At 46.0% G+C, this 20,636-nt stretch carries 10 protein-coding genes, 1 tRNA gene and 2 pseudogenes; 5 read left to right on the top strand and 8 right to left on the bottom strand.

What is annotated here, in order from left to right; genetic code table 11:
- Positions 1–380: 380 nt before the first annotated feature.
- Complete coding sequence (locus tag PN466_RS25850) at positions 381–848, top strand: helicase C-terminal domain-containing protein (protein WP_271936854.1); 468 nt, start codon at positions 381–383, stop codon at positions 846–848.
- A 244-nt stretch (positions 849–1,092) separates the two neighbouring features.
- Here the strand turns inward: PN466_RS25850 and PN466_RS03000 are convergent.
- Positions 1,093–1,165 (bottom strand) — tRNA-Trp (locus PN466_RS03000).
- 72 nt (positions 1,166–1,237) lie between these two features.
- Positions 1,238–1,627, bottom strand: coding sequence for a 50S ribosomal protein L19 (gene rplS / locus PN466_RS03005; protein WP_271936856.1), 390 nt, complete (start codon positions 1,625–1,627; stop codon positions 1,238–1,240).
- Positions 1,628–1,939: 312 nt separating this feature from the next.
- Between rplS and PN466_RS26605 the strand changes: the two are divergent.
- Both PN466_RS26605 and PN466_RS26610 read left to right on the top strand, forming a co-directional pair.
- Positions 1,940–2,374 (top strand): annotated as a pseudogene (locus tag PN466_RS26605) (FAS1-like dehydratase domain-containing protein); the annotation flags it as partial.
- A gap of 39 nt (positions 2,375–2,413) precedes the next feature.
- Positions 2,414–8,319 (top strand): annotated as a pseudogene (locus tag PN466_RS26610) (amino acid adenylation domain-containing protein).
- A gap of 173 nt (positions 8,320–8,492) precedes the next feature.
- Here the strand turns inward: PN466_RS26610 and PN466_RS03020 are convergent.
- Both PN466_RS03020 and PN466_RS03025 read right to left on the bottom strand, forming a co-directional pair.
- On the bottom strand, positions 8,493–9,323 hold the full coding sequence (locus PN466_RS03020; protein WP_271936859.1) for an MOSC domain-containing protein: 831 nt from the start codon (positions 9,321–9,323) through the stop codon (positions 8,493–8,495).
- Positions 9,324–9,362: 39 nt separating this feature from the next.
- Positions 9,363–9,764, bottom strand: a complete 402-nt coding sequence (locus PN466_RS03025; protein ID WP_271936861.1) for a hypothetical protein — start codon at positions 9,762–9,764, stop codon at positions 9,363–9,365.
- Between the two features lie 178 nt (positions 9,765–9,942).
- Here PN466_RS03025 and PN466_RS03030 point away from each other — a divergent pair, with 178 nt between their 5' ends.
- Positions 9,943–11,652, top strand: coding sequence for an alpha/beta hydrolase (locus PN466_RS03030; RefSeq protein ID WP_271936862.1), 1,710 nt, complete (start codon positions 9,943–9,945; stop codon positions 11,650–11,652).
- 23 nt (positions 11,653–11,675) lie between these two features.
- Here the strand turns inward: PN466_RS03030 and PN466_RS03035 are convergent, their stop codons facing one another.
- The 4 genes from PN466_RS03035 to PN466_RS03050 form a co-directional block, all read right to left on the bottom strand.
- Entirely contained in the window at positions 11,676–13,871 is a 2,196-nt protein-coding gene (locus tag PN466_RS03035; RefSeq protein ID WP_271936864.1) for a molybdopterin oxidoreductase family protein, read from the bottom strand.
- 80 nt (positions 13,872–13,951) lie between these two features.
- Positions 13,952–15,469, bottom strand: a complete 1,518-nt coding sequence (locus tag PN466_RS03040) for an MFS transporter (protein WP_271936866.1) — start codon at positions 15,467–15,469, stop codon at positions 13,952–13,954.
- 92 nt (positions 15,470–15,561) lie between these two features.
- On the bottom strand, positions 15,562–16,158 hold the full coding sequence (locus PN466_RS03045) for a hypothetical protein (protein WP_271936867.1): 597 nt from the start codon (positions 16,156–16,158) through the stop codon (positions 15,562–15,564).
- A gap of 77 nt (positions 16,159–16,235) precedes the next feature.
- Positions 16,236–18,095: a ferredoxin--nitrite reductase gene (locus tag PN466_RS03050; RefSeq protein ID WP_271936868.1), complete on the bottom strand. Its 1,860-nt coding sequence runs from the start codon at positions 18,093–18,095 to the stop codon at positions 16,236–16,238.
- Between the two features lie 289 nt (positions 18,096–18,384).
- Here PN466_RS03050 and PN466_RS03055 point away from each other — a divergent pair, with 289 nt between their 5' ends.
- Complete coding sequence (locus PN466_RS03055) at positions 18,385–20,445, top strand: OmpA family protein (RefSeq protein ID WP_271936870.1); 2,061 nt, start codon at positions 18,385–18,387, stop codon at positions 20,443–20,445.
- The last annotated feature ends 191 nt before the right edge of the window (positions 20,446–20,636 follow it).

Raw genomic sequence — 20,636 nt, forward strand, 5'->3', positions numbered from 1 at the left:
CTGGGCCCTCTTTTGCTTGATGGTAGGCTACGCCCAGGGACTCTCTACTCTGGTGGGGGACTATCTTAAGGAGTCGGGGCATTGCTTTGCTTGGACACTCTTCATTTATATCGTAACTTATTCATCGGACTTGATATGACTTTACTGGGGACAATACTTTATCCTGGCTGGAGGGCAGGAAAGAGGTAAAAGTAACCCTAAAAGAAGGGTCTAACCGCTTCTCGGAAGACCCCAATAACTTCAGGATTCTTGCCCACAAGAACAGGACTTGTGACAACTACAATGAACAATTCAGGCTTTACCTCTGGGGTCTACATGCTGATGACTGTCCTTACCATGTCGGAGAAAGATTAATCGCTAAATCTCCCGTGTATCGTGGAGTGGCTGATATTGGGAAAGTAAAAATCCTGAATAATTCTGACGAGTTCACCCTAGAAGATAAGGCAACCATCAAGGAAGCTAGAGCTTCAGAAATTATGCCAGATGAAAGGGCTTTGTCGAGGCTAGATAAACACATTTGGCGATACTGGTCGTTACCCTATGGCAACCACAATCTGAGAGTGCTCTCTGATGAAATGACTGGGGAATATCAAGAGACTCTGAAGAAATTGCAATCCTCCAAGGACAAATCGGATAGGCAAGCGTTCTGGAAGTTGAAGTCATGCTTTGACAATATCGGGTATGCCTATGCCCTGACTACCCATAAAGCTCAAGGTAGTACGTTTGATTCTGTTTTAATCGTCTGGGATGAGTTCCAGGCTAAGTACCTGGATGACTCCGAGAGTAGACGATTAGCCTATACCGCGATTACCCGGTGTAAATCTCACGCCTATTGCTTATTAGGTTAGTCGTGCGAAATTTAGGGTAAATCTTTACCCTAAATCTTAGAGGGTAGCCACCTACTGCTACCCTACCTTGTTACAAGACTGTTGTCAGGCTCATCAACACTTTGAAAAAGGGGGAATGAAAACCTATTTACCCCAGCTTGAGCCTGAAGTGCTAGACTAGGTTTTGTGTGGAATATGTGCAGCAGGGGTTCAAAATTTGATGTTGGAGGTTCAAGGCTCCAGACCGTCAAAGGGTTTTGATTAACGCGCCCTGGAGGACTTGAACCCCCGACATCAGGTTTTGGAGACCTGCGTTCTACCAACTGAACTAAGAGCGCACTGGTTGTTTTGGATTAACCTAAGCCCTCTAATTATACACATCAATTGGAATTTATGTCAAGGGGAAGGCGTTATTTAGTCTTAGTCTTGATTTTTGTATCTAAGGGACGATCAAAGCGCTGTTTGAGACGAGTTGCTTTACCAACGCGATCGCGCAAATAATAGAGTTTGGCTCGGCGGGCTTTTCCTCGGCGAGTCACTTTAATATTGGTGATGCGTGGAGAATGGAGTAAAAAGACTCGTTCTACGCCCACACCTTGGAATATTTTGCGCACTGTTATGGTTTCATTGATGCCACCATTGCGCTTGGCAATCACAACACCTTCATAGGGCTGGGTTCTTTCTTTTCCACCTTCTCGGATTCTCACACCGATTTTTACTGTATCTCCAACGTAGATTAGAGGAATCTCTGGTTTCATTTGTTCCGCTTCTATAGAGCGGATGATTTCTTGAGCGTGCATGGGCTTCTCTATCTTAAAAACTCACAATTTTCTATAGTAACTCAACATTTCAGGTTCTGTCTAGAGGAATGGGAGGATGGGTAGGGCAAACGCATACTAATTTTGGCTTAACGACGGAATCAAATTTTTAGCGATTCATCCCTTGAGTTGAACTTTGTCAAGTACATTCGCTACCAAGTTAGATGAGCTTACCTTGGTACTATAGCCCCAGAGTGACAGCCCACAATTAATGTCAAAAAAAACACTTTCAAGAAAGTATTTTTCTTGTAAACTGGGAAAATCAGCAATAAATCTCTGAAAAAAACACTTGAAATGAGTCAAATAATAGATCGGAAAATTCACGAATTTATAGAAAAATCTCGGGGACTAACAGAGCAAACGATCCAAGAACGAGAGTCTTGGAATACAGAAGTGACAGCACAAGCCATCAGACATTTTGCTTATGGGGTTAGCGACGATAATCCCCTCTGGCTCGATCCAGATTACGCTGGGAAGAGTTATTATGGCAGTCTCGTTGCGCCCCCAACTTTTCTAACCTCAGTGTTGTACCCGGTATTGCATGGGTATCCAATGAAATTACCCATGTCCAATTTGATTGGAGAGCTAGAATATGAATGGTTTCACCCGATTTTAGAAGGAGATTCTTTAAGGCCATCGGCGAAACAAACGGGGGTTTACGAGTCTAAGGACCGTGAAAATCATCCTTTGGTTTGCATCCTCTCGGAAACAAGCTACTGGAATCAAAAGGAAGAATTAGTCGGTAAGGCCAAGAGTAATTTGGTCTGGATGGCGTGGACGGAAAACGATCTTTTAGTGAATCGTTCGATTTACGAATATTCTGAGGAAGAATTGGCAGAGATTTGCGAAGCCTTAGATCGGGAAAGTCGAAGGGGCGATTGCGTTTTATGGGGAGAAGATGTCGAGATTAATACCAAACTGCCGCCTTTAGTTCGTGGCCCCTTAACTGTGGGGGATTTGATTTGTTGGCAAGCAGCAATTGGCCCATCTTATCGCCCAGGGGCTTTAGGGTATCGCGATACTCTCAAAGCTCCTCATACTGCGGTTAAAAATCCGATAACGGGCTGGTCAATTAAAAATTCTCAACAGCATGAAGATTTTCTCTTGGCCAAACAACGGGGTATGTCCGCACCATTTGATAATGGCGCGATGCGCTTTGCTTGGCTAGCCCCGTTGCTAACGAACTGGATGGGCGATCGCGGACAGCTTAAACGATTATCGGTACAGATGAACGCTCCAGTTTTATATGGGGATACGATTTGGTATGAAGGAACGGTTGTTAAAAAAACAGAACGCGACTCAGGCATTTTAGCTAAAGTCACAATTACTGGCACAAATCAACTTGGAGAACTAACAACAACAGGAGAGGGAGCGGTTTTACTTCCCTCTCGAATAAACGAGCCTCAAGAACGTCCTGTAGAGATTGTCGCAGCCAACTCTTATCCAGAAGAACCCTGTTTTCATCGGTTAATTGAAAGGCAAGTCGAACGAAGACCGGAGGCGATCTCCCTTGTCGATAATCGCCGACAGCTAACTTATCGAGAATTAAATCAGGAAGCTAACCAACTGGCACATTATCTAAAGCAATTCAATCTCGAACAAAATACTTTAATCGGAATTTGCTTAGACCGTTCTTGCGAATTTGCGATCGCTATTCTTGCCATCCTCAAAGCAGGTGGCGCTTATTTACCCCTAGACCCCGACTATCCGCCAGAGCGTTTGGCATTTATGTTGAAAGATGCTAAAGTTCCGGTTTTAGTCACTCGCAAAGAACTCGGAAAAATAGTTCCAGAGTCAGACATGAGATTCGTTTATCTCGACTCAAACCAGTCAGAAATTGCCGGGAAAAGTTTAGAAAACCCAGCAGATGAAGTAAGCTCTAATAATCTAGCTTATGCCGTTTATACATCTGGCTCGACAGGTCAACCAAAAGCTGTTTGCATTCCCCACTACAGCTTATCTTCTTATATGCGGTCTATTTGCTTGCCTTTGGGAATTGAAGAAAGCGATAAATATTTACACACCGCTTCTTTTGCATTTTCAGCAGGGGTGAGACAAACGCTTTTACCCTTATATTAGTCATTGCCGATCAGCAACAGCGACAAGACCCAGTACAGCTTTTCCAACTGATTAAAAATGCTGAAGTAACTATCTGGGATACGGTACCGACAATCTGGCGATTTTGTATCGATTCTTTGCAGGAACTCGATGAAAAAGTAAGACTCGATCTGCTAAATAATTCCTTGCGATTAATTTTAGTTACAGGAGAACCTCTAGCTTGGAATACTCCCCACGATTGGCGTTACCAACTTCAACATAAGGCTCGAACAATTAATCTTTACTCCCAATCTGAAACCACGGGAACGGTCAGTTATTATGTCATTCCTGAAGAGTTCAATCAGGCAACCGGAATCGTACCTCTAGGAAAGCCTCTTGAAGATACAACAATTTTCTTGCTCGACGAAAATTTAAGCCCAGTACAAGAGGGAGAAATTGGCGAACTTTGCGTGGCAGGACAACGTCAAGTACGGAGTTATCTCAATCGTCCAGAATTAACCAGAAAGAAATTTATTATTAACCCCTTTGAAGGAATTACTCACCTTTATAAAACAGGCGATTTAGCTCGTTATTCGCCCGAGGGAATATTAGAATTTGTTGGAAGAAGCGATCGCCGCATCAAAATCAGAGGATTTCGAGTCGAACTAGAAGGAATAGAAACGACACTCAATCTGCATCCAGATGTAAAAGAAACTGTCGTAATTGCTCGGGATGATTTGCCAAAAGATAATGATTTGGTAGCTTACGTTGCCACCAACAACGATTCTTTAAATCCAGCAGAATCTCCTAAAGTTCAAGAACAATTGCGCAATTTTATCGCAGAAAAGCTGCCAGAATATGCCGTACCAAATTTCTTCGTTGTGTTAGATACTTTGCCGCGAAATCCTAACGGTAAATTAGAACGACGCAATCTACCTTCTCCCAAATTACTAAATCGCCAACAAAGTATTTTTGTCTCTCCTCGCGATGAGTTAGAGTTAGAATTAAAAAAGATTTGGGAAAGCGTCTTAGAAACTGAACCAATCGGCATTCAAGATAACTTTTTTGCTTTAGACGGTCACTCTCTTTTAGCCGTGCGGTTGTTTGCCAAAATCGAGCAAATCTTTAACCGCAATTTACCCCTATCGGTTCTTTTTGATGCTCCTACTATCGAGCAACTGGCTAATTTTTTACGTCAGAAAGGATGGTCGGCAACTTGGTCATCTTTTTATTATACAATTAAGCCCATCAACCGCGACAACAATATTCCTCTCTCCTTTGCCCAAGAAAGACTCTGGTTTTTAGATAAACTAGAGGGAAAAAGTTCCACCTACAACATATTTAGGGCTTGGCGACTGTTCGGAAACTTATCCATCCAGTCACTAGAACAGGCTCTCCAAGACATAGTTCGTCGTCACGAAAGCCTGCGGACAATCTTCAAAGTAGAAAATGGAGTTCCTATTCAGATAATCACCCCCACCATAGCAACTCCCATAAACGTTATCGACTTGCAACAACTACCAGAGATAGAACAGGAAACACAGGTAATAAACTTTGTCAAACAAGAAGCGCAAAAACCCTTCGATCTAGAAAGTGGCCCTCTCCTGCGAGGAAATTTACTACAACTGGATTCGGGAAGGTTCATCTTAACCCTAACCATACACCACATAATTTCCGATGGTTGGTCGATGGGAGTATTGTTGGGAGAATTATCGGCACTTTATCAAGCCTTCAGCAAAGGGGAAAAATCTCCATTAGCAGAACTGCCGATTCAGTACGCGGACTATGCAATCTGGCAGCGAGAGTGGTTAAAAGAACAACAACAGCAAAGCCAACTGAACTATTGGAAACAAAAGTTAGCAAATGCCCCCCCATTACTAGAACTGCCCACAGACAGACCCCGCCCTTCAGTGCAAACATTCCGAGGCGGAACAGAATCATTTCAACTCTCAAAGGAACTCACCCAAAAACTGCACGCATTGAGTCAAGAATCGGGATGTACCCTGTTTATGACCCTATTGGCAGCATGGAGCAGTTTACTCTATCGTTACAGCAAACAGTCAGATATCTTAGTAGGAACCCCCATAGCCAACCGCCAACACCAAGAAATCGAACCCTTAATTGGCTTTTTTGCGAATACATTAGTCATGCGAACTCAATTTAAAGAAGGGCAGACTTTTGCAGATGTATTGAAAGGGGTTCGCCAAACAGCAATAGAAGCATATTCCCATCAGGATCTCCCCTTCGAGCAGTTGGTGATGGAATTAGAACCGTCCAGGTCTTTGAGCTATAATCCCTTGTTCCAAGTGATGTTTGTCTTGCAAAATGCAGACATGGGAAACCTAGAATTGCCAGAGGTGAGTTGCTCTCAATTAGAGAGGTCGAGTGTAGTTGCCAAGTTTGACTTAACCCTATCGATGCAGGAGACAGAAGATGGATTAATGGGATATGGGAAATACAACAGGGATTTATTTGAGGGGGCAACTATTGGTCGTTGGATGGGACATTTTCAAGTGTTGCTAGAATCTATAGTTGCGAATCCTCAACAGCAGGTTGAGAAATTACCTTTGTTACCGGAAAACGAGGGGCATCAGATATTAGTACAATGGAATGATACGACGACAGATTATCCCCAAGATAAGTGCATTCATCAGTTATTTGAGGAGCAAGTGGAACGCACTCCTGATGCGGTGGTGGTTATCTTTGAGAATGACCAACTAACCTATCGAGAGTTGAATGGGAAAGCGAATCAACTGGCACATTACCTGCAAAGTTTGGGAGTCGAACCGGAAGTGCTGATAGGTATATGTGTAGAGCGCTCTATTGAGATGATAATTGGATTGTTGGGAATTCTCAAAGCAGGTGGTGCTTATGTTCCAATCGACCCGAATTATCCGAGCGATCGTCTCGCTTATATCTTAGAAGATTCAAAGGCACGAGTTCTGTTAACTCAAGAGCATCTTGTCAATAGATTTTCAGGATATAAAACTAATGTTGTTTGTTTTGAGAAAAACTGGGATACTTCTTCGGGCGAGAAGAACATCCAGAACGGTCAAGTCAACTCCGCAAACTTAGCTTATGTCATTTACACTTCTGGCTCAACTGGCAAACCCAAAGCAGTGACTATCGAACATCGAGCGGCGTTAAACCTGTCGGTAGGACTCCAACACGCGATATATGCTATCCAATTGCCACGTCAGTGCAGAGTGAGTGTGAATGCGCCCCTAATTTTTGACGCTTCGGTTCAACAGCTAATTCGACTCTTGCATGGGGACACCCTCTATATCATACCGAAAACGATCCGCTTGAATGGAGAGGTTCTTTTATCCTACCTGCAAAAACAGCAGATCGATGTATTTGACTGTACGCCATCACAACTGACACTAATAATAGAAAAATGGTTCTCTCGCGAAGAGACGCTTCCAGAAATTGTTCTCGTTGGAGGGGAAGCGATAGATGAATTGATTTGGCAAGCATTAGCAAAAGCAAAACACACTCGTTTTTATAACGTTTACGGACTGACAGAATGCACCGTAGACACTACAGTTGCTTCTTGTTATCAGAATAGTGTTAAACCAGTAATCGGTCATCCGATCGCCAATACCCAAATCTATATTCTCGACCACCATCTCCAACCCGTACCCATCGGCGTATCAGGAGAACTGCATATCGGTGGTGCAGGGTTGGCTCGTGGTTATCTCAACCGTCCCGAATTAACCGAGCAAAAGTTTATCCCCAACCCTTTTAGTAACGAACCGGGTTCTCGCCTCTACAAAACAGGCGACTTGGCACGCTATCTTCCCGATGGCAACATCGAATATATCGGTCGTATTGACAATCAAGTGAAAATCCGAGGCTTCCGTATCGAACTCGGAGAAATTGAAGCGGTCTTAACTCAACATCCAAACATCAGCCAAGCCGTTGTTATTGTCCGCGAAGACATCCCAAGAAATAAACGACTCGCAGCCTATATCGTTGCGAAAGAGGAAGTGGTATCCTCTGACTTGCGCCGCTTTCTCAAAAGCAAACTCCCCGATTATATGATGCCTAGTGCTTTTGTCTTTTTAGATGCAATCCCTCTCACTCCCAGCAGCAAAATAGATCGCCGCGCCCTTCCCATACCGGATGTTTCGACTCAAGAAGCAGAAAAAATAGCCCCCCGCACCACCACAGAACTGCAACTGGTACAAATTTGGTCTGAGGTTCTCAATATCCCTTCCGTGGGAGTGCGAGACAACTTTTTTGATAAGGGCGGTCATTCTCTGTTAGCGGTTCGTCTGATGGCTCGCATCGAACAACAGTTGGGAACTCGGCTGCCCCTAGCAACTCTGTTCACCGAACCCACTATCGAAGGTCAAGCCAGTTTACTCAGTGCAGCCGTAAATCCTGAACTTTTCTCACCCCTAGTTCCAATTCAGCCAAAGGGTTCTTTGCCACCATTTTTCTGCGTTCATCCAGTGGGAGGCAACGTTCTGTGCTATTGGGACTTGGCTCGCCAGTTAGCTGTGGAACAACCTTTCTACGGTTTGCAAGCCGTAGGGTTAAATGGAGAGAGTAAGCCCAAAACTTGCATTGAAGATATGGCTACTACTTATATTAAAGCAATACAGACCGTTCAACTTGAAAAAGTCCCCTGAAAACTACGGGATTTCAATATATTGCACTAGCAAAAAACCGAGCCAAATAACTGAATATGGCATCTACAAATATGTCATTACTTGGTCTCTGTTATTAGCGGTACCTGCTAGCTTCGGTTTGCCTAGAGCCGTAGTTCGTTAGCGGATAGTCATTCACTCTTGTTTCTTCCAGATTAATTTTTAATTGTTAATCGCATCTGGCTTCCTACTTCGATCTCACCTAGGGTTTTGGGAATGACGTTGCAGCCAAACATGAGACCTCCAGGTTGTTGGCGAAAGGTGGCTAGGGTTTTGAGGGGTTCGCGCTGGGGGTTGCGCTCTCCAGTGATTTGATTGGTGGTGATGATGATGCAGCGGGAGCAGGGTTTTACTAATTCTAATTCTACTGGCCCAATGGTTACGGTTTGCCAGCGATCTTCACCAAACGGTTCGTTGGTTTCAATGACGATGTTGGGACGAAAACGGTTCATGGGGAATTGGGGGGGAGCTTGGGGATAGGTTTGGCGCAGTCGGCGGTTGAGGTCTTCTAAGGATGCGGTATTCGTTAACAAGATGGGATAGCCATCGGCAAAACTGACGGTATCATTTTCCGTGATGGCATACTTGGAATCAATGGCGCGGGGATGGTGGGGAGATTGATGGACAAGGCGACAGGGATGGTCTAATTTCAGGACTCTTTGAAACCACTCTGCAACGGGTTCTCCTTGGTCAATAGCCAGGGTCTGGGTTCGCCACACTTGAACAGGGTGTAGCTTGCCCTCTAAGGTAGGTTGAAGCACTAAAGGGTCAAAATTCTCGTATTCTAGGGTGAGGGTATCAGCCGTCAAATTGACCTGGACTTTGGTCATTTGTGGATAGTCCCGTTGGGTCATAAATTGACCTTGTGCGTTGACGAGCATCATTTGACGATCGCCAGCTAACCCATGTGAGGTTACTCTAATATTTGGGCAGGCGATCGCCCCACAAGACTTAATCGGGTAAATATACAACTGGGAAACTTGCATGATCCACACCTTAGCTATTTTATTCTATTGTACCTCTACTCACTTTACCGCAATTTGTAAGACGGCTGGCGTTTTGGTGAGCATCGGCTCTAAAGATTCGACTAACGCCTGTTCCCAGTTCGATAAGTGTTCTAAAGATAATCCAGGTAGAGAATCGATAGGAAAGGCCAATACGGCTAAACTCACATTTAGGGATAACTGGTGCAGAATTTTTACCATCGGTAATTGACGATAATAACACCAAGATTCGCGCAAATTGACTTGGGTTTGGCCAATATGAAGTAAAATCCAATTTTCACCATCCTGACTTTCAGCAACCAAACCATATAAACCCGGCAATTCGGGTACCTTTGGGCACCGTTCTTCTGGAGCGTCTAAGGTATAATGAACCCAGCACTGTTGAATCCAGACTGATAGGGGTTGAGTTGGGGTCAAGTTCATAGATTTTCCTAATCTGCTGGAATGGCTTTATGTCGTTTCCCTATACCAATCTCCCCTGCTTCTTCCGGAAAAATTTCTGGTTTAAGATTTATGCCGTAAGACAAGCATAAAACCTGGTTTTCTCTCTTTCCTCTTACCTACCTGAGCTAACATAGAGATGGTGTGAGAGGTGAGATCGATGGTCTTACAACAATATTTTCGATGGCAGTGGCTGATGGGAGTGGCAATGCTGGTTTGTTCTCCCCTTCCCCTACAACCGGTTTGGGCAGCCGAACAAGTCTATGTTTCTTTTTCTTTAGTTGAGCGCTCTATTCCTGTGCGGGACTTAGAAAACTTTGTGAACGAAGGAAAAATCAGCCCCAAATTATCCGCTTATACTCGCTATCTGAATGAGGATCAACTTAACCAGTTTAGGGAGATTCTCCAGCAGCCAATTGATGTGACTCCTTTAGGGATTTCTCAATTTTTCTATTCTCCCCAAGGAGAAGTTTTATTAGAGCGCTTGGGGCGAGTAGTGAAAACGGGAGGGCGACAACAGGGATTTTATGCTATTCGAGCGGCTTTGATTTTAGCGGCGGCTGAACCGGAGGGGATGACATTGCTGAATATTTTGCGCAAATTCCCCACTCAAGGATTACGTATTGATTTAGAATCGGCGCTCGATATTGCCTGGAATTTGTATACTTTAGTGCAGCAAACCAATGAAGCCAATCAGGTTGTCGCTCAACAATCGGCGATCGAGGTGTCCTTTCAAGCTCAAGTGGCAAAAGTACCCGAGGGAATTCAATGGAATTCGGCATTTCCTTTTTCGGTTCCGAAAGGAGAAATCCCCATTTCTGAACTGCCTGATTTAGATACTGTGGGCTATTTTCGCTGGGAAAAACGCTCGTTTACTCTCCGAGATCGGGAGCGAAATCGGGCTTATCCGGTCGATCTTTATGTTCCCAACCGTTCCGATCAACCCGCTCCTTTAGTCGTTATTTCCCACGGTTTAGGCTCGAATCGAGACAGTTTTGTGTATGTAGCCACTCATTTAGCTTCTATGGGGTTTGCTGTTGTGGTTCCTGAGCATTTGGAAAGTAGCGATCGCCAACGGGAAGCGATGCTCGAAGGAAAAGCGAATGAAGTGGCTGAACCGAGCGAGTTTATCAACCGTCCTTTAGATATTATCTTTATGCTTGACGAACTCAGTCGCCAAACCCAACCGGGTGGCGCTCTGGAAGGACGGATTGATGTGGAGCGCGTAGGGGCGATCGGGCAATCGTTTGGCGGTTATACCGTGTTGGCGTTGGCTGGAGCTAAGATTAATTTTGAGCAGTTAGAAGCAGATTGTAATCCCAATAGTCCGTCGTGGAACGTTTCTCTGTTGCTCCAATGTCGCGCTTTAGAGTTAGGAGAGGGCGATCGCTCCCTGAATCTTCAGGACTCCCGCATTCAGTCTGTGATTGCCATTAATCCCATTAGCAGTCGGGTTTTAGGAGAATCGAGTCTCGATGATATTGAAATTCCCGTGATGATTGTTGCCGGGAGTAAAGATACGGTTGCCCTATCTTTTCCCGAACAGATTTTACCCTTTGTTTGGTTAACGAATACATCAGAAAAATATTTAGTCTTACAGGAAGGAGGAACTCACTTTTCTACTTTACAACCGGGGGAAGATGATCTCCCGTTACCCAGCTTGGTGATTGGCGAAGATCCCGATTTAGCCCGTCGTTATACCCTAACCTTAACCTTAGCCTTTTTCCAAACTTATGTGGCTGAAAATCTAGACTATAAACCTTATTTAACTCCCGCTTATATCCAATCGATTAGCCAAGAACCCATGCCCCTGAGTTTAGTCACTCAACTCGAACTGGAGCAATTACCAGAAATCTCTCCAGGATTTTGAGATCGATTCATTATCAATGGATCTTAGGATGGAGAAATGCTTAACTTCGATATTTCAAGGGGTAACTGTTCCCGGTTAACCGGTGATGGGTGATGGGTGATGGGGATTAAGCGAACGGCACAGGCTTTGAGTTCCGGTTGTCCCGAACTGGGGCAGGCTTCCGGATGGGTTAACATATTGGCTTCTGTGCGATCGCCCCACATCGCCCCCCAATGCATCGGTGCAAATACGGTTCCTTTAGTAATATTCTTGGTTATTTTGGCCGGAAAACGACACCATCCGCGCCGCGATCGCACTTCGACCATCATCCCTTCTGCAATCCCTAATTTCTCTGCATCATAGGGGTGTACCTCAATCACTGCTTCTGGATGCATCTTCTGAATCTTATCAATTCGACCGGTTCGGGTTAAGGTATGCCAATGACCATAGAGCCGCCCCACTGTTAGCACGAAAGGATACTCACCATCCGGTGGTTCTGCCAAGCCCCGTGAATGGAAAGCTCCAAATCGCGCCCGGCCATCAGAGGTATTAAAGCGTAAATCTGTATACATTCGAGCCTGTGGTTTTCCTCCATCGACACAAGGCCATTGGAGGGGCCCCTCTTCCCGCAGGCGCTCGTAAGTAATTCCCCGTTGCTCGCAGGGTCGATTAGCCGTAAGTTGGAGAAATTCATTGCGCACCGCTTCCGAGTCCGCAAAAGTAAACTGCTGCTCATACCCTAATCTGCGTCCGACTTCGGCAAAGATTTCCCAGTCGGGACGTGCAGAACCCGGAGCTGGTCGAAACGCTGGACAGAGGGTGACGCGGCGCTCCGAGTTAGTCATGGTTCCGGTTTTCTCGCTCCACTGAGCCGCAGGGAGCAAAACATGGGCATATTCGGCCGTTTCTGTGGGATAATAGGCATCCTGGCAAATAGTAAATGGCGATCGCAACAAAGCCGCTTTTGTCCGCTCCAAATCTGGCATACTCACCGCCGGATTCGTTGCTGCAATCCACAAAACCCCTACCCAGCCTTGTTCCAATCCTTGAATCATTTCCCAAGCAGACAACCCGGGTTGAGGATTAATACTTCCTGGCGTTAATCCCCAAAGCTGTTCTACTTCTCGACGATGCTCTCTATTTTTGACCAACCGATAACCCGGTAAAATATGGGTGAGTCCTCCCGCTTCCCGACCTCCCATCGCATTCGGTTGCCCAGTGAGCGAAAAAGGGCCAGCTCCTGGCTTACCAATATTCCCCGTCATCAAATGCAGATTAATCAGCACTCGATTCTTTGCTGTGCCTTCCGAAGACTGATTTAACCCCATCGACCACAGAGATAGCACCCGCTTCGACTCTCCCCACCAGCGAGCCGCCAGTTCCAAATCTTCCACTGAAATCCCGCAATTTCGCGCCACTAATTCTGGGGGATAAGATTGGATAACCTTTACATAGTCTACAAATCCAGTGGTTTGTTCGTCGATAAACAGGGAGTCAATCAATCCCCACTTGTGTAATAAATAGGCAATTCCATTCATTAAATCAATATCCGTACCCGGCCGAATCGCCAAATGCAGGTCAGCCGCTTCTGCGGTTTGGGTCTTGCGCGGGTCTACAACAATCAGTTTTACCTGCTTATTTTTCTTGTGATAAACCCGCAAGCGATTAAAAATAATCGGGTGACATTCTGCCGTATTCGTACCAATGAGAAACGCACAGTCGGTTAATTCCAAGTCATCATAACAACAGGGTGGCCCATCAGAACCCAAGCTTTGAATATATCCGGACACTGCCGAAGACATACACAAGCGAGAATTAGCATCAAAATTATTGGTTTTCAGGAAACCTTTAAGCAATTTTTGGGCAATATAATAATCTTCCGTTTGAAACTGTCCGGACCCATACATACAAATCGCATTAGGCCCTTGAACCAACCGAGTCGTCTTAATTTTGCCAACAATACGGTTGAGCGCTTCATCCCAAGTTACTTTACGAAATGGCTCATCCAATGAATCGCGCATCATTGGGGTTTTGAGGCGATTTTTTTCTAAAGATTCACTTATCGTTGCTCCTTTGACACAAACTTTTCCTAAACTCGATGGGTGAGTTTTATCGCCCATTATCTTCCAAATAGGTAACCCATCTTTGTCTCGGTTGGTCGCTTTACCAGGAACAGCAGGAGGAGAGGCATCTAAGCCACAACCGACTCCACAATAAGGACAAAGGGTTTTGTGTACCATGGCAGTTTAGTAGGGGGATGGGGGATGGGGGGATAGGGGGATGGGGAGATAGCTTGTTACCTATTCCCCATCCCCATTCCCTATTCAGCAGCAGTTACGGGAGAGTCCACATGAGCAACCGTAGTCGCTTCCATTTCTCCTTCGTGGTGGTCGGCAAATGAGCCTTTGGGTTCTTTGAGGAAGAAGCCGCAGAGGAAGGCAACAATCAGAGATGCAACGCCTAGAACTTCAAAGAAGACTCGGTTACCCACATCTCCAGAAGGGAGCAAGCTAAAGAGGGTGAGATAAGCAACCGCTCCGACGTTACCATAGGCTCCGACATTGCCAGCAATTTGTCCGGTGACGCGGCGTTTAATCAGGGGAACCATGGCGAAGGTAGACCCTTCTCCCGCTTGGACAAAGAAGGAACACGCCATAGTGAGCATGACAGCTAGGGGTAAGAACCAACTTCCAGTGACGCGACCCATCATTAGATAGGCAATACCCATACCTCCGGTCAATACTGCCATGGTCATTTTACGACTGCCGAGGCGATCGGAGATTAAGCCACCGCCAGGACGGGACATTAAGTTCATGAAGGCATAGCTGGCAGCAATCATCCCAGCAGCTTGTTTACTCAGGCCAAAGGTTCCTTCAAAGAAGGCAGGAAGCATGGAAACAACCGCAAGTTCTGAACCAAAATTAACAATATAGGTGAGTTCTAAGAGGGCAACTTGGGAAAATTCATAGCGGTCTTCAGCCGGATAGCGCTTTTTGCCCAGCATCAGTTCTTTGTTCACATCCCAACAGTTATAGGCTTGGAACAGATAGAGGCACAGTAACCCCCCCCAAACCATATAGAGTTGCGGAGTATTCAGAAATCCGACTTTACTTAAGCGCCAAGCGAGAACAGCAAGAATACCAGAGAGGGGAATATTCATGAGCATCAGGAACCAGAAGTCTTTTGGCGTGGTAACTTCTAGACCGGTTGCTTTTTTGGGCTTTTGATAGACTTTGCCAGGAGGAGTATCTTGGACGTTAAAGAAGTAAAGAATACCGTAGAGTGCGGCGATAATTCCAGTTCCAGCAATAGCAAGCCGCCAGTTAATGATGCTACCGGCTCCAAAGGTGAGAATCGCGGCAATAGTAGGGAGGGTAAAGGCAGAGGCAGCAGAACCAAAGTTCCCCCATCCTCCATAGATACCTTCAGCTAGACCAATTTCTTTGGGAGGGAACCATTCCGCAACCATGCGAATACCAATTACAAATCCCGCACCGACGATACTGAGGGCAAGTCGGCTAATCACCAGTTGGCTAAAGTTTTGGGCACTGGCGAAGGCGATACAGGGAATGGCGGCATAGACCAAAAGAACAGAGTAGGTGATTCTGGGCCCGTATTTGTCCAGAAGCATCCCAATAATAATCCGGGCAGGAACAGTAAGGGCGACGTTACAGATAGCAATTGTCCGAATTTGACCCACTTCTAAACCGAAATCCTCTTTAACGGCTGTGGCTAGAGGGGCGAGGTTGAACCAAACAACGAAGGAGAGGAAGAAGGCGAACCAGGTCATATGCAGAATTTTGTATCTGCCCTGGAATGACCACATTTCTTTGAGCATGACGGTTGATTAGGTAATGGGTAATAAGTAATAAGTAGGAAGTCAGGAGTAGGAAGTCAGGAGTCACAGGAAATCCCCGCGTCTCCGTGTCCCTATTGTCCTGTCCAGGAACTAACTTCAAGAACACCACTAGGAGCCATGACGACGAGGAAGGGGGCAGAACTAGAGGAGTCTTCTTCTTGGACTAGGGTTTCGAGGGGAGTTTCCGTGAGATAGTCGGAGGCGAGGGAGTTGAGGGGGGTGTAATTGGCGATCGCTCCTTCCTCGTTGACCTCTACCTGATACACTAAACTCTCAGAGAACGTAGGCGAAGTTTGCCAATTGCTATCAATTTGTTCATAAAGCTCTGAGCGTAACGCACTGACCGTAGCTTCATCCATCTCAACTTCTAGGGTTTCTGCTACGTCTTCGACAACTTCCGTTTCTACAGTTTCGGTCATCACCGCAGAGGTTGTAACTCCCGTGGGACTTGCACTCGCCACAATGACCTCTTCTACTTCAGGTGTAGCAGTCACTTCGGGTTCAGGAGCAACCACTTCTGAAACTTCTGTTTCGGCTAAAGCCACTTGGGTTATCAGATGATTCCAGCGACCCACCATGACTCCAGCAAAGACAAGGACTCCGATTAAACTGAAGCTTTTCAGAAGTACGGACTCTACAGGAGAGAGGGTATTGTTCGGTTCAGACATTTTTGCGATACTCCTTAATTAAGATGATTAGATATTTGGACTGGGGGCACTCCCCAGTTTTTTTGTTCTATCTGTCCTTAAGCATCTAGAACAATCTCTCCAACCGGATGAGCGATACAGGTCAGAATGGCTCCCTGCTGTTCGCCCAAGGCTTGGGGGTCTTGGAGATAGCGAACTTCTCCAGAAACCAACTGCTGTTGACAGGTTCCACAAGTTCCGGAACGACAACTCGACTCTAGGTCAATGCCTTCCCGTTCTGCGGCTTCCAAGATGGACTCGCCTTTATAACAGGGCAAAGTTTTACCCGTTTTGGCTAATTGCACCGTTCCCACAGGGGTAGCCAGGGGTTCTATGACAGGCAATTTAGCTCCATTGCCGTTCACTTCTGGAGTCGGAGCTACATAGCCGGCTTTGGGTTGGGCCCCAAATTGCTCAATCAGTAGGTTGCGTAAGACGAGTTTCAGGTCTTCGCAGGGAATGGCTTTCATCACCTTTTGGCCAAGTTGAGCTTCTTTCCCCACTTTGCCCCCCATGAAGATATCGACCGCTTCTACGGTTTTCCCGTTTTTGCGGGTTTTGGTTCCCATTAAGCCAATGTCAGCAACTTGGGGTTGCCCGCAAGAATTGGGGCATCCGGTCCAATGGATGCGAACCGGTTTTTCGAGGGTTAATTCCTGACTGAGTTCTGCCATCATCGTGTTTGCCCGATTTTTGGTTTCAATGAGGGCAAATTTGCAGAATTGGGCCCCGGTACAGGAGACGAGGGCGCGAGAGAGGGGGTCAGGGTTAATGCTGAATTTCTGCAAGAGAGGTTCAGCCAGGAATGCTTCTAGACGCGAGTCAGGAATGTTGGCAATAATCGCATTCTGCTCGACGGTGAGCCGAATTTCCCCATCGCCATAGACTTCGCCTAGGCGCGCCAGCTCAAACATATCGGGCGGGTATAGGCGACCGACGGGGATGTGCAGCCCAGCGGTGTTGAATCCAGGTTGTTTTTGCTTGTGAATGCCAATATGGTCTCGTTTGTCCCAGTCAAATTCATCTTTGGGTGCGGCTTCAGGGAGGCGTTTGCCCAGTTGTTGTTCAACGGTGGCTCGGAATCGTTCGATTCCCCATTCGTCAATCAGCCACATGAGTCTAGATTTTTGCCGGTTGGCTCGTAAACCATGGTCTCGGTAGACGAGGAGAATGGCACGGCTGAGAGCTACGCAATCACTCGGTTCTATCCAAACGTCTAGGGGGATGGCCGCTTCGCACCGTTTGCCAGAGAAGAAGCCACCGACGAGAACGTTGAAGCCCAGAATGCCGTTTCGGTAGGCGGGAACATAGGCGATGTCATTGATTTCCGCGTGAACAGAATTATCTCGGCTGCCGGCGATCGCAATGTTGAATTTTCTGGGTAAATTAGTAAATTCAGGGTTCCCTTGACCGGAGTTGGTAATCATGTCTTGGGTCGCCTGCACTAATGGGCGCGTATCAATCAGTTCAGCACTGTCAATACCAGCAACGGGAGAGCCAGTAATATTACGCACGTTATCCATTCCCGATTGCATGGAAGTTAAGCCCACTTCCTGAAACCGGTCGAAGATTTGAGGAATATCTTCTAGGCGAATGCCCCGCAGTTGCAGGTTTTGCCTTGTGGTAATATCAGCATTGCCATCTTCTCCATAGTTTTCGGTCGTTTCCGCTAACACCCGCATTTGCTCGGAGGTGAGGATACCGTTGGGCATGCGCATCCGAAGCATGAATTTTCCTGGAGTAACAGGCCGGAAGAAGATTCCTAGCCATTTGAGCCGTTGGTCTCGGTCCGTTTCATCTATAGATTCCCAGCCCATTTGAGCGAATTGTTTGAGTTGTTCTTTGACGGCTAAACCGTCTTTTTCAGCTTTAAAGCGTTCAAATTTATTGAGCGTTTCAGTAGAGGGGACGGTTGTCATACAAAACAGCCTCTTTAAATTAGGTAAGAATTGATCTGGGTCTGCTCCGCCGTGAATTTAGCTAGTATGTTAGGGAGATCGATCGTAGAATTTCGTATTTCAAATCACAAAATATTTCGTTTTATGAACTTTTTGTATGACTAAAGTGTAAAAATCGCATAATCAAGGGGGACGAGAAGTCCTGGAAACCTTATCTGATGAGTGTTAAGGATGAAAAATGACCTAGGACGCAATTGTAAAGAATCGCAAAGAATCTGTAGAAAAGATTAATAATTTAAGGATAAGGGCAATGGCAGAGGATTTAAGGAAACCACAAACGGAAGAGACGATTGAGGATGATCCTTTAACACAACTGCGTAATTTACTCATTCCTCCGGAAAGTAATGAGTCTCAAAAAGAACTCAATAAATTAAAAGAGCTGAAGCAAGAGTTGGCGAGTTTGCAGAACCAACAGCCAGATTTGGAGGAGTTAACGCAGGTTTTAGTACCGTTAGTGGGAGAGGAGGTGAAGCGGTATTTAATGCGATCGCCGACTGCCCTAATGCAATGGCTCGATCCAGCCCTAACGCGCACCATTAAGGAAAACAAGCAGGAAATTGCCGAAACGATGATTCCCCTACTGCCAAAATCCAATCAGGGGATGCTGTCTCCAGCAACTTGGGATCGGCTGCTGGATGAACTGCTGCGAGGAGTTGAAGATCGTCTTGAAGAGTCCCGGAAAGAGTCAGATAAGAAAACTGGCCAGAAGTTTGAGCAGTTCCTACGAACCGATTTAATGGAGTATATCCAAAGTCACTCAGAAGAAGTCGTGCATTTAATTTTACCACAATTAGTGCCGCCTCTGCAAAAACAACTTAAACGTGCCCTCAAACCCTATTTAGAAAAGCAACAGGAACTCCTAGAAACCCAATTACAACAGCAGTTGATTGATTGGATGACGCAAAGATTTCAAGAGTCGCGGGAAGAGTTAGTAACTTTACTTACTCCCAAGGAACAGCCCGCGTTGCCTTCGGTGCAAGATCTGCAACCCGAAATTGCGGCTCAAGTGAAGAGTCAATTGTCTGAGCATTTATCGGAGTATGTGCAAAACCAACCCCTTCCCGATTCTTCTGAACTGGTTAAAACTTTACAGCCAACCTTAGAGAGCTTCATTGTGCAACGGGTGGAGCAAGTTCAAGGGGAATTAATTGGACAGATAAAACTACCCGAAAGTCCGGATATGCAACAATTGCAGTCCGTTCTTTTAGCTCAGTTAGAAGGATTGGTTGAACAAAAGATTCAGAGTCAGTTAGATGCGTTAGTGGCTGAAAAGCTCGAATCAGCTCTAGCCCAATTACCTCCAGCGACTGAACCCCCAGAGCAACAGACACCAGAGGAATTAATGGCACTGCTGAGTCCGCAGATTGAAGCGTTAATTGTGGATAAAGGTGAGGCTGGAGAAAGTCAACCCGCCCCTGCTTTACCTGCAACCTTAGTCTTTAAGGAAAAAGTGGAACGTCTGCGCTCTGGGGGGATTTCCACGGTATGGTTGGTGGTTATTGCGGCAGTTGTGGCGATCGCCTTTTTGCCTCTCGGTTGGTTGGTCTATCGCTCTGTCCGAGAAACCCGCTTAAGTCTTGAACTGACGGCAGTTTTGGCCAATTCACCCACCCTATCGCCCTATCGGTTAGACGCACAAGTGAAAGGGGATGGGGTAATGTTAACGGGACAATTGCCCGATCCGAGTTTACAGAAAACCGTGGAAGAGGTGATGCAGGAAAATGCCCCCAATTTAGCCCTGGATAATCAAGTCGAAATTGTTGCTGCGCCTCCGACTGCGGAAAAAATTCAGGCGGAAGTCACCAGAGTCGAGGCAAGTTTGGATCGTTTAGATAGCATTTCGATTTCTGCTGAATATGCTAATGGAGAAGTTACGATAAAAGGAACAGTGATTCAATCCGCCGATGCCACTCGCATTACCCAAGCCTTTACTGAAATTCCTGGAGTTAAAGCAGTCACCAATACGGTGCAAGTCCAGCCCCCAGAAATTCCGATTCGGATTTATTTCACAGTGAATTCTGCTGAGTTGCCGACGGCAGATATCCGAGTAAAAATTATTCCGTTGGTAACGCTGTTAAAACGCTATCCAGAATTAAAGATTAAGATTGTCGGCCATATTAGTCCCAATCAGGAGGAAGAAAAAGGGCAAGCGTTGAGTCGTCAACGGGCGGAAGCCGTGCGAAAGGTACTGATTCAGCAGGGAATCGATCCGAAACGGCTTCTGGTAGAGGCGATCGCCTATCCTCCAGCGGATGTCAATCCTAAGCAAGCCGATTGGTTAAAGCGAGCAGTTGTCTTTTATCCTCAGTAATTGTTATTTATGAATGTTCAACCATGAAGATAGAAGATAGTGAAGCATCTGCAAGTGATATCAAGTCCGATGAATAAGTTACGATATAAATGAAGAGTGTCCAAGCAAAGCAATGCCCCGACTCCTTAAGATAGTCCCCCACCAGAGTAGAGAGTCCCTGGGCGTAGCCTACCATCAAGCAAAAGAGGGCC

The sequence above is a fragment of the Roseofilum reptotaenium CS-1145 genome, from assembly GCF_028330985.1.
GTDB lineage: Bacteria > Cyanobacteriota > Cyanobacteriia > Cyanobacteriales > Desertifilaceae > Roseofilum > Roseofilum reptotaenium.

Coding starts and splice junctions, on each gene's coding strand:
- rplS (WP_271936856.1), bottom strand. CDS start 1,627: ATGCACGCTCAAGAAATCATCCGCTCTATAGAAGCGGAACAAATGAAA.
- PN466_RS03020 (WP_271936859.1), bottom strand. CDS start 9,323: ATGCAAGTTTCCCAGTTGTATATTTACCCGATTAAGTCTTGTGGGGCG.
- PN466_RS03025 (WP_271936861.1), bottom strand. CDS start 9,764: ATGAACTTGACCCCAACTCAACCCCTATCAGTCTGGATTCAACAGTGC.
- PN466_RS03030 (WP_271936862.1), top strand. CDS start 9,943: ATGGTCTTACAACAATATTTTCGATGGCAGTGGCTGATGGGAGTGGCA.
- PN466_RS03035 (WP_271936864.1), bottom strand. CDS start 13,871: ATGGTACACAAAACCCTTTGTCCTTATTGTGGAGTCGGTTGTGGCTTA.
- PN466_RS03040 (WP_271936866.1), bottom strand. CDS start 15,469: ATGCTCAAAGAAATGTGGTCATTCCAGGGCAGATACAAAATTCTGCAT.
- PN466_RS03045 (WP_271936867.1), bottom strand. CDS start 16,158: ATGTCTGAACCGAACAATACCCTCTCTCCTGTAGAGTCCGTACTTCTG.
- PN466_RS03050 (WP_271936868.1), bottom strand. CDS start 18,095: ATGACAACCGTCCCCTCTACTGAAACGCTCAATAAATTTGAACGCTTT.
- PN466_RS03055 (WP_271936870.1), top strand. CDS start 18,385: ATGGCAGAGGATTTAAGGAAACCACAAACGGAAGAGACGATTGAGGAT.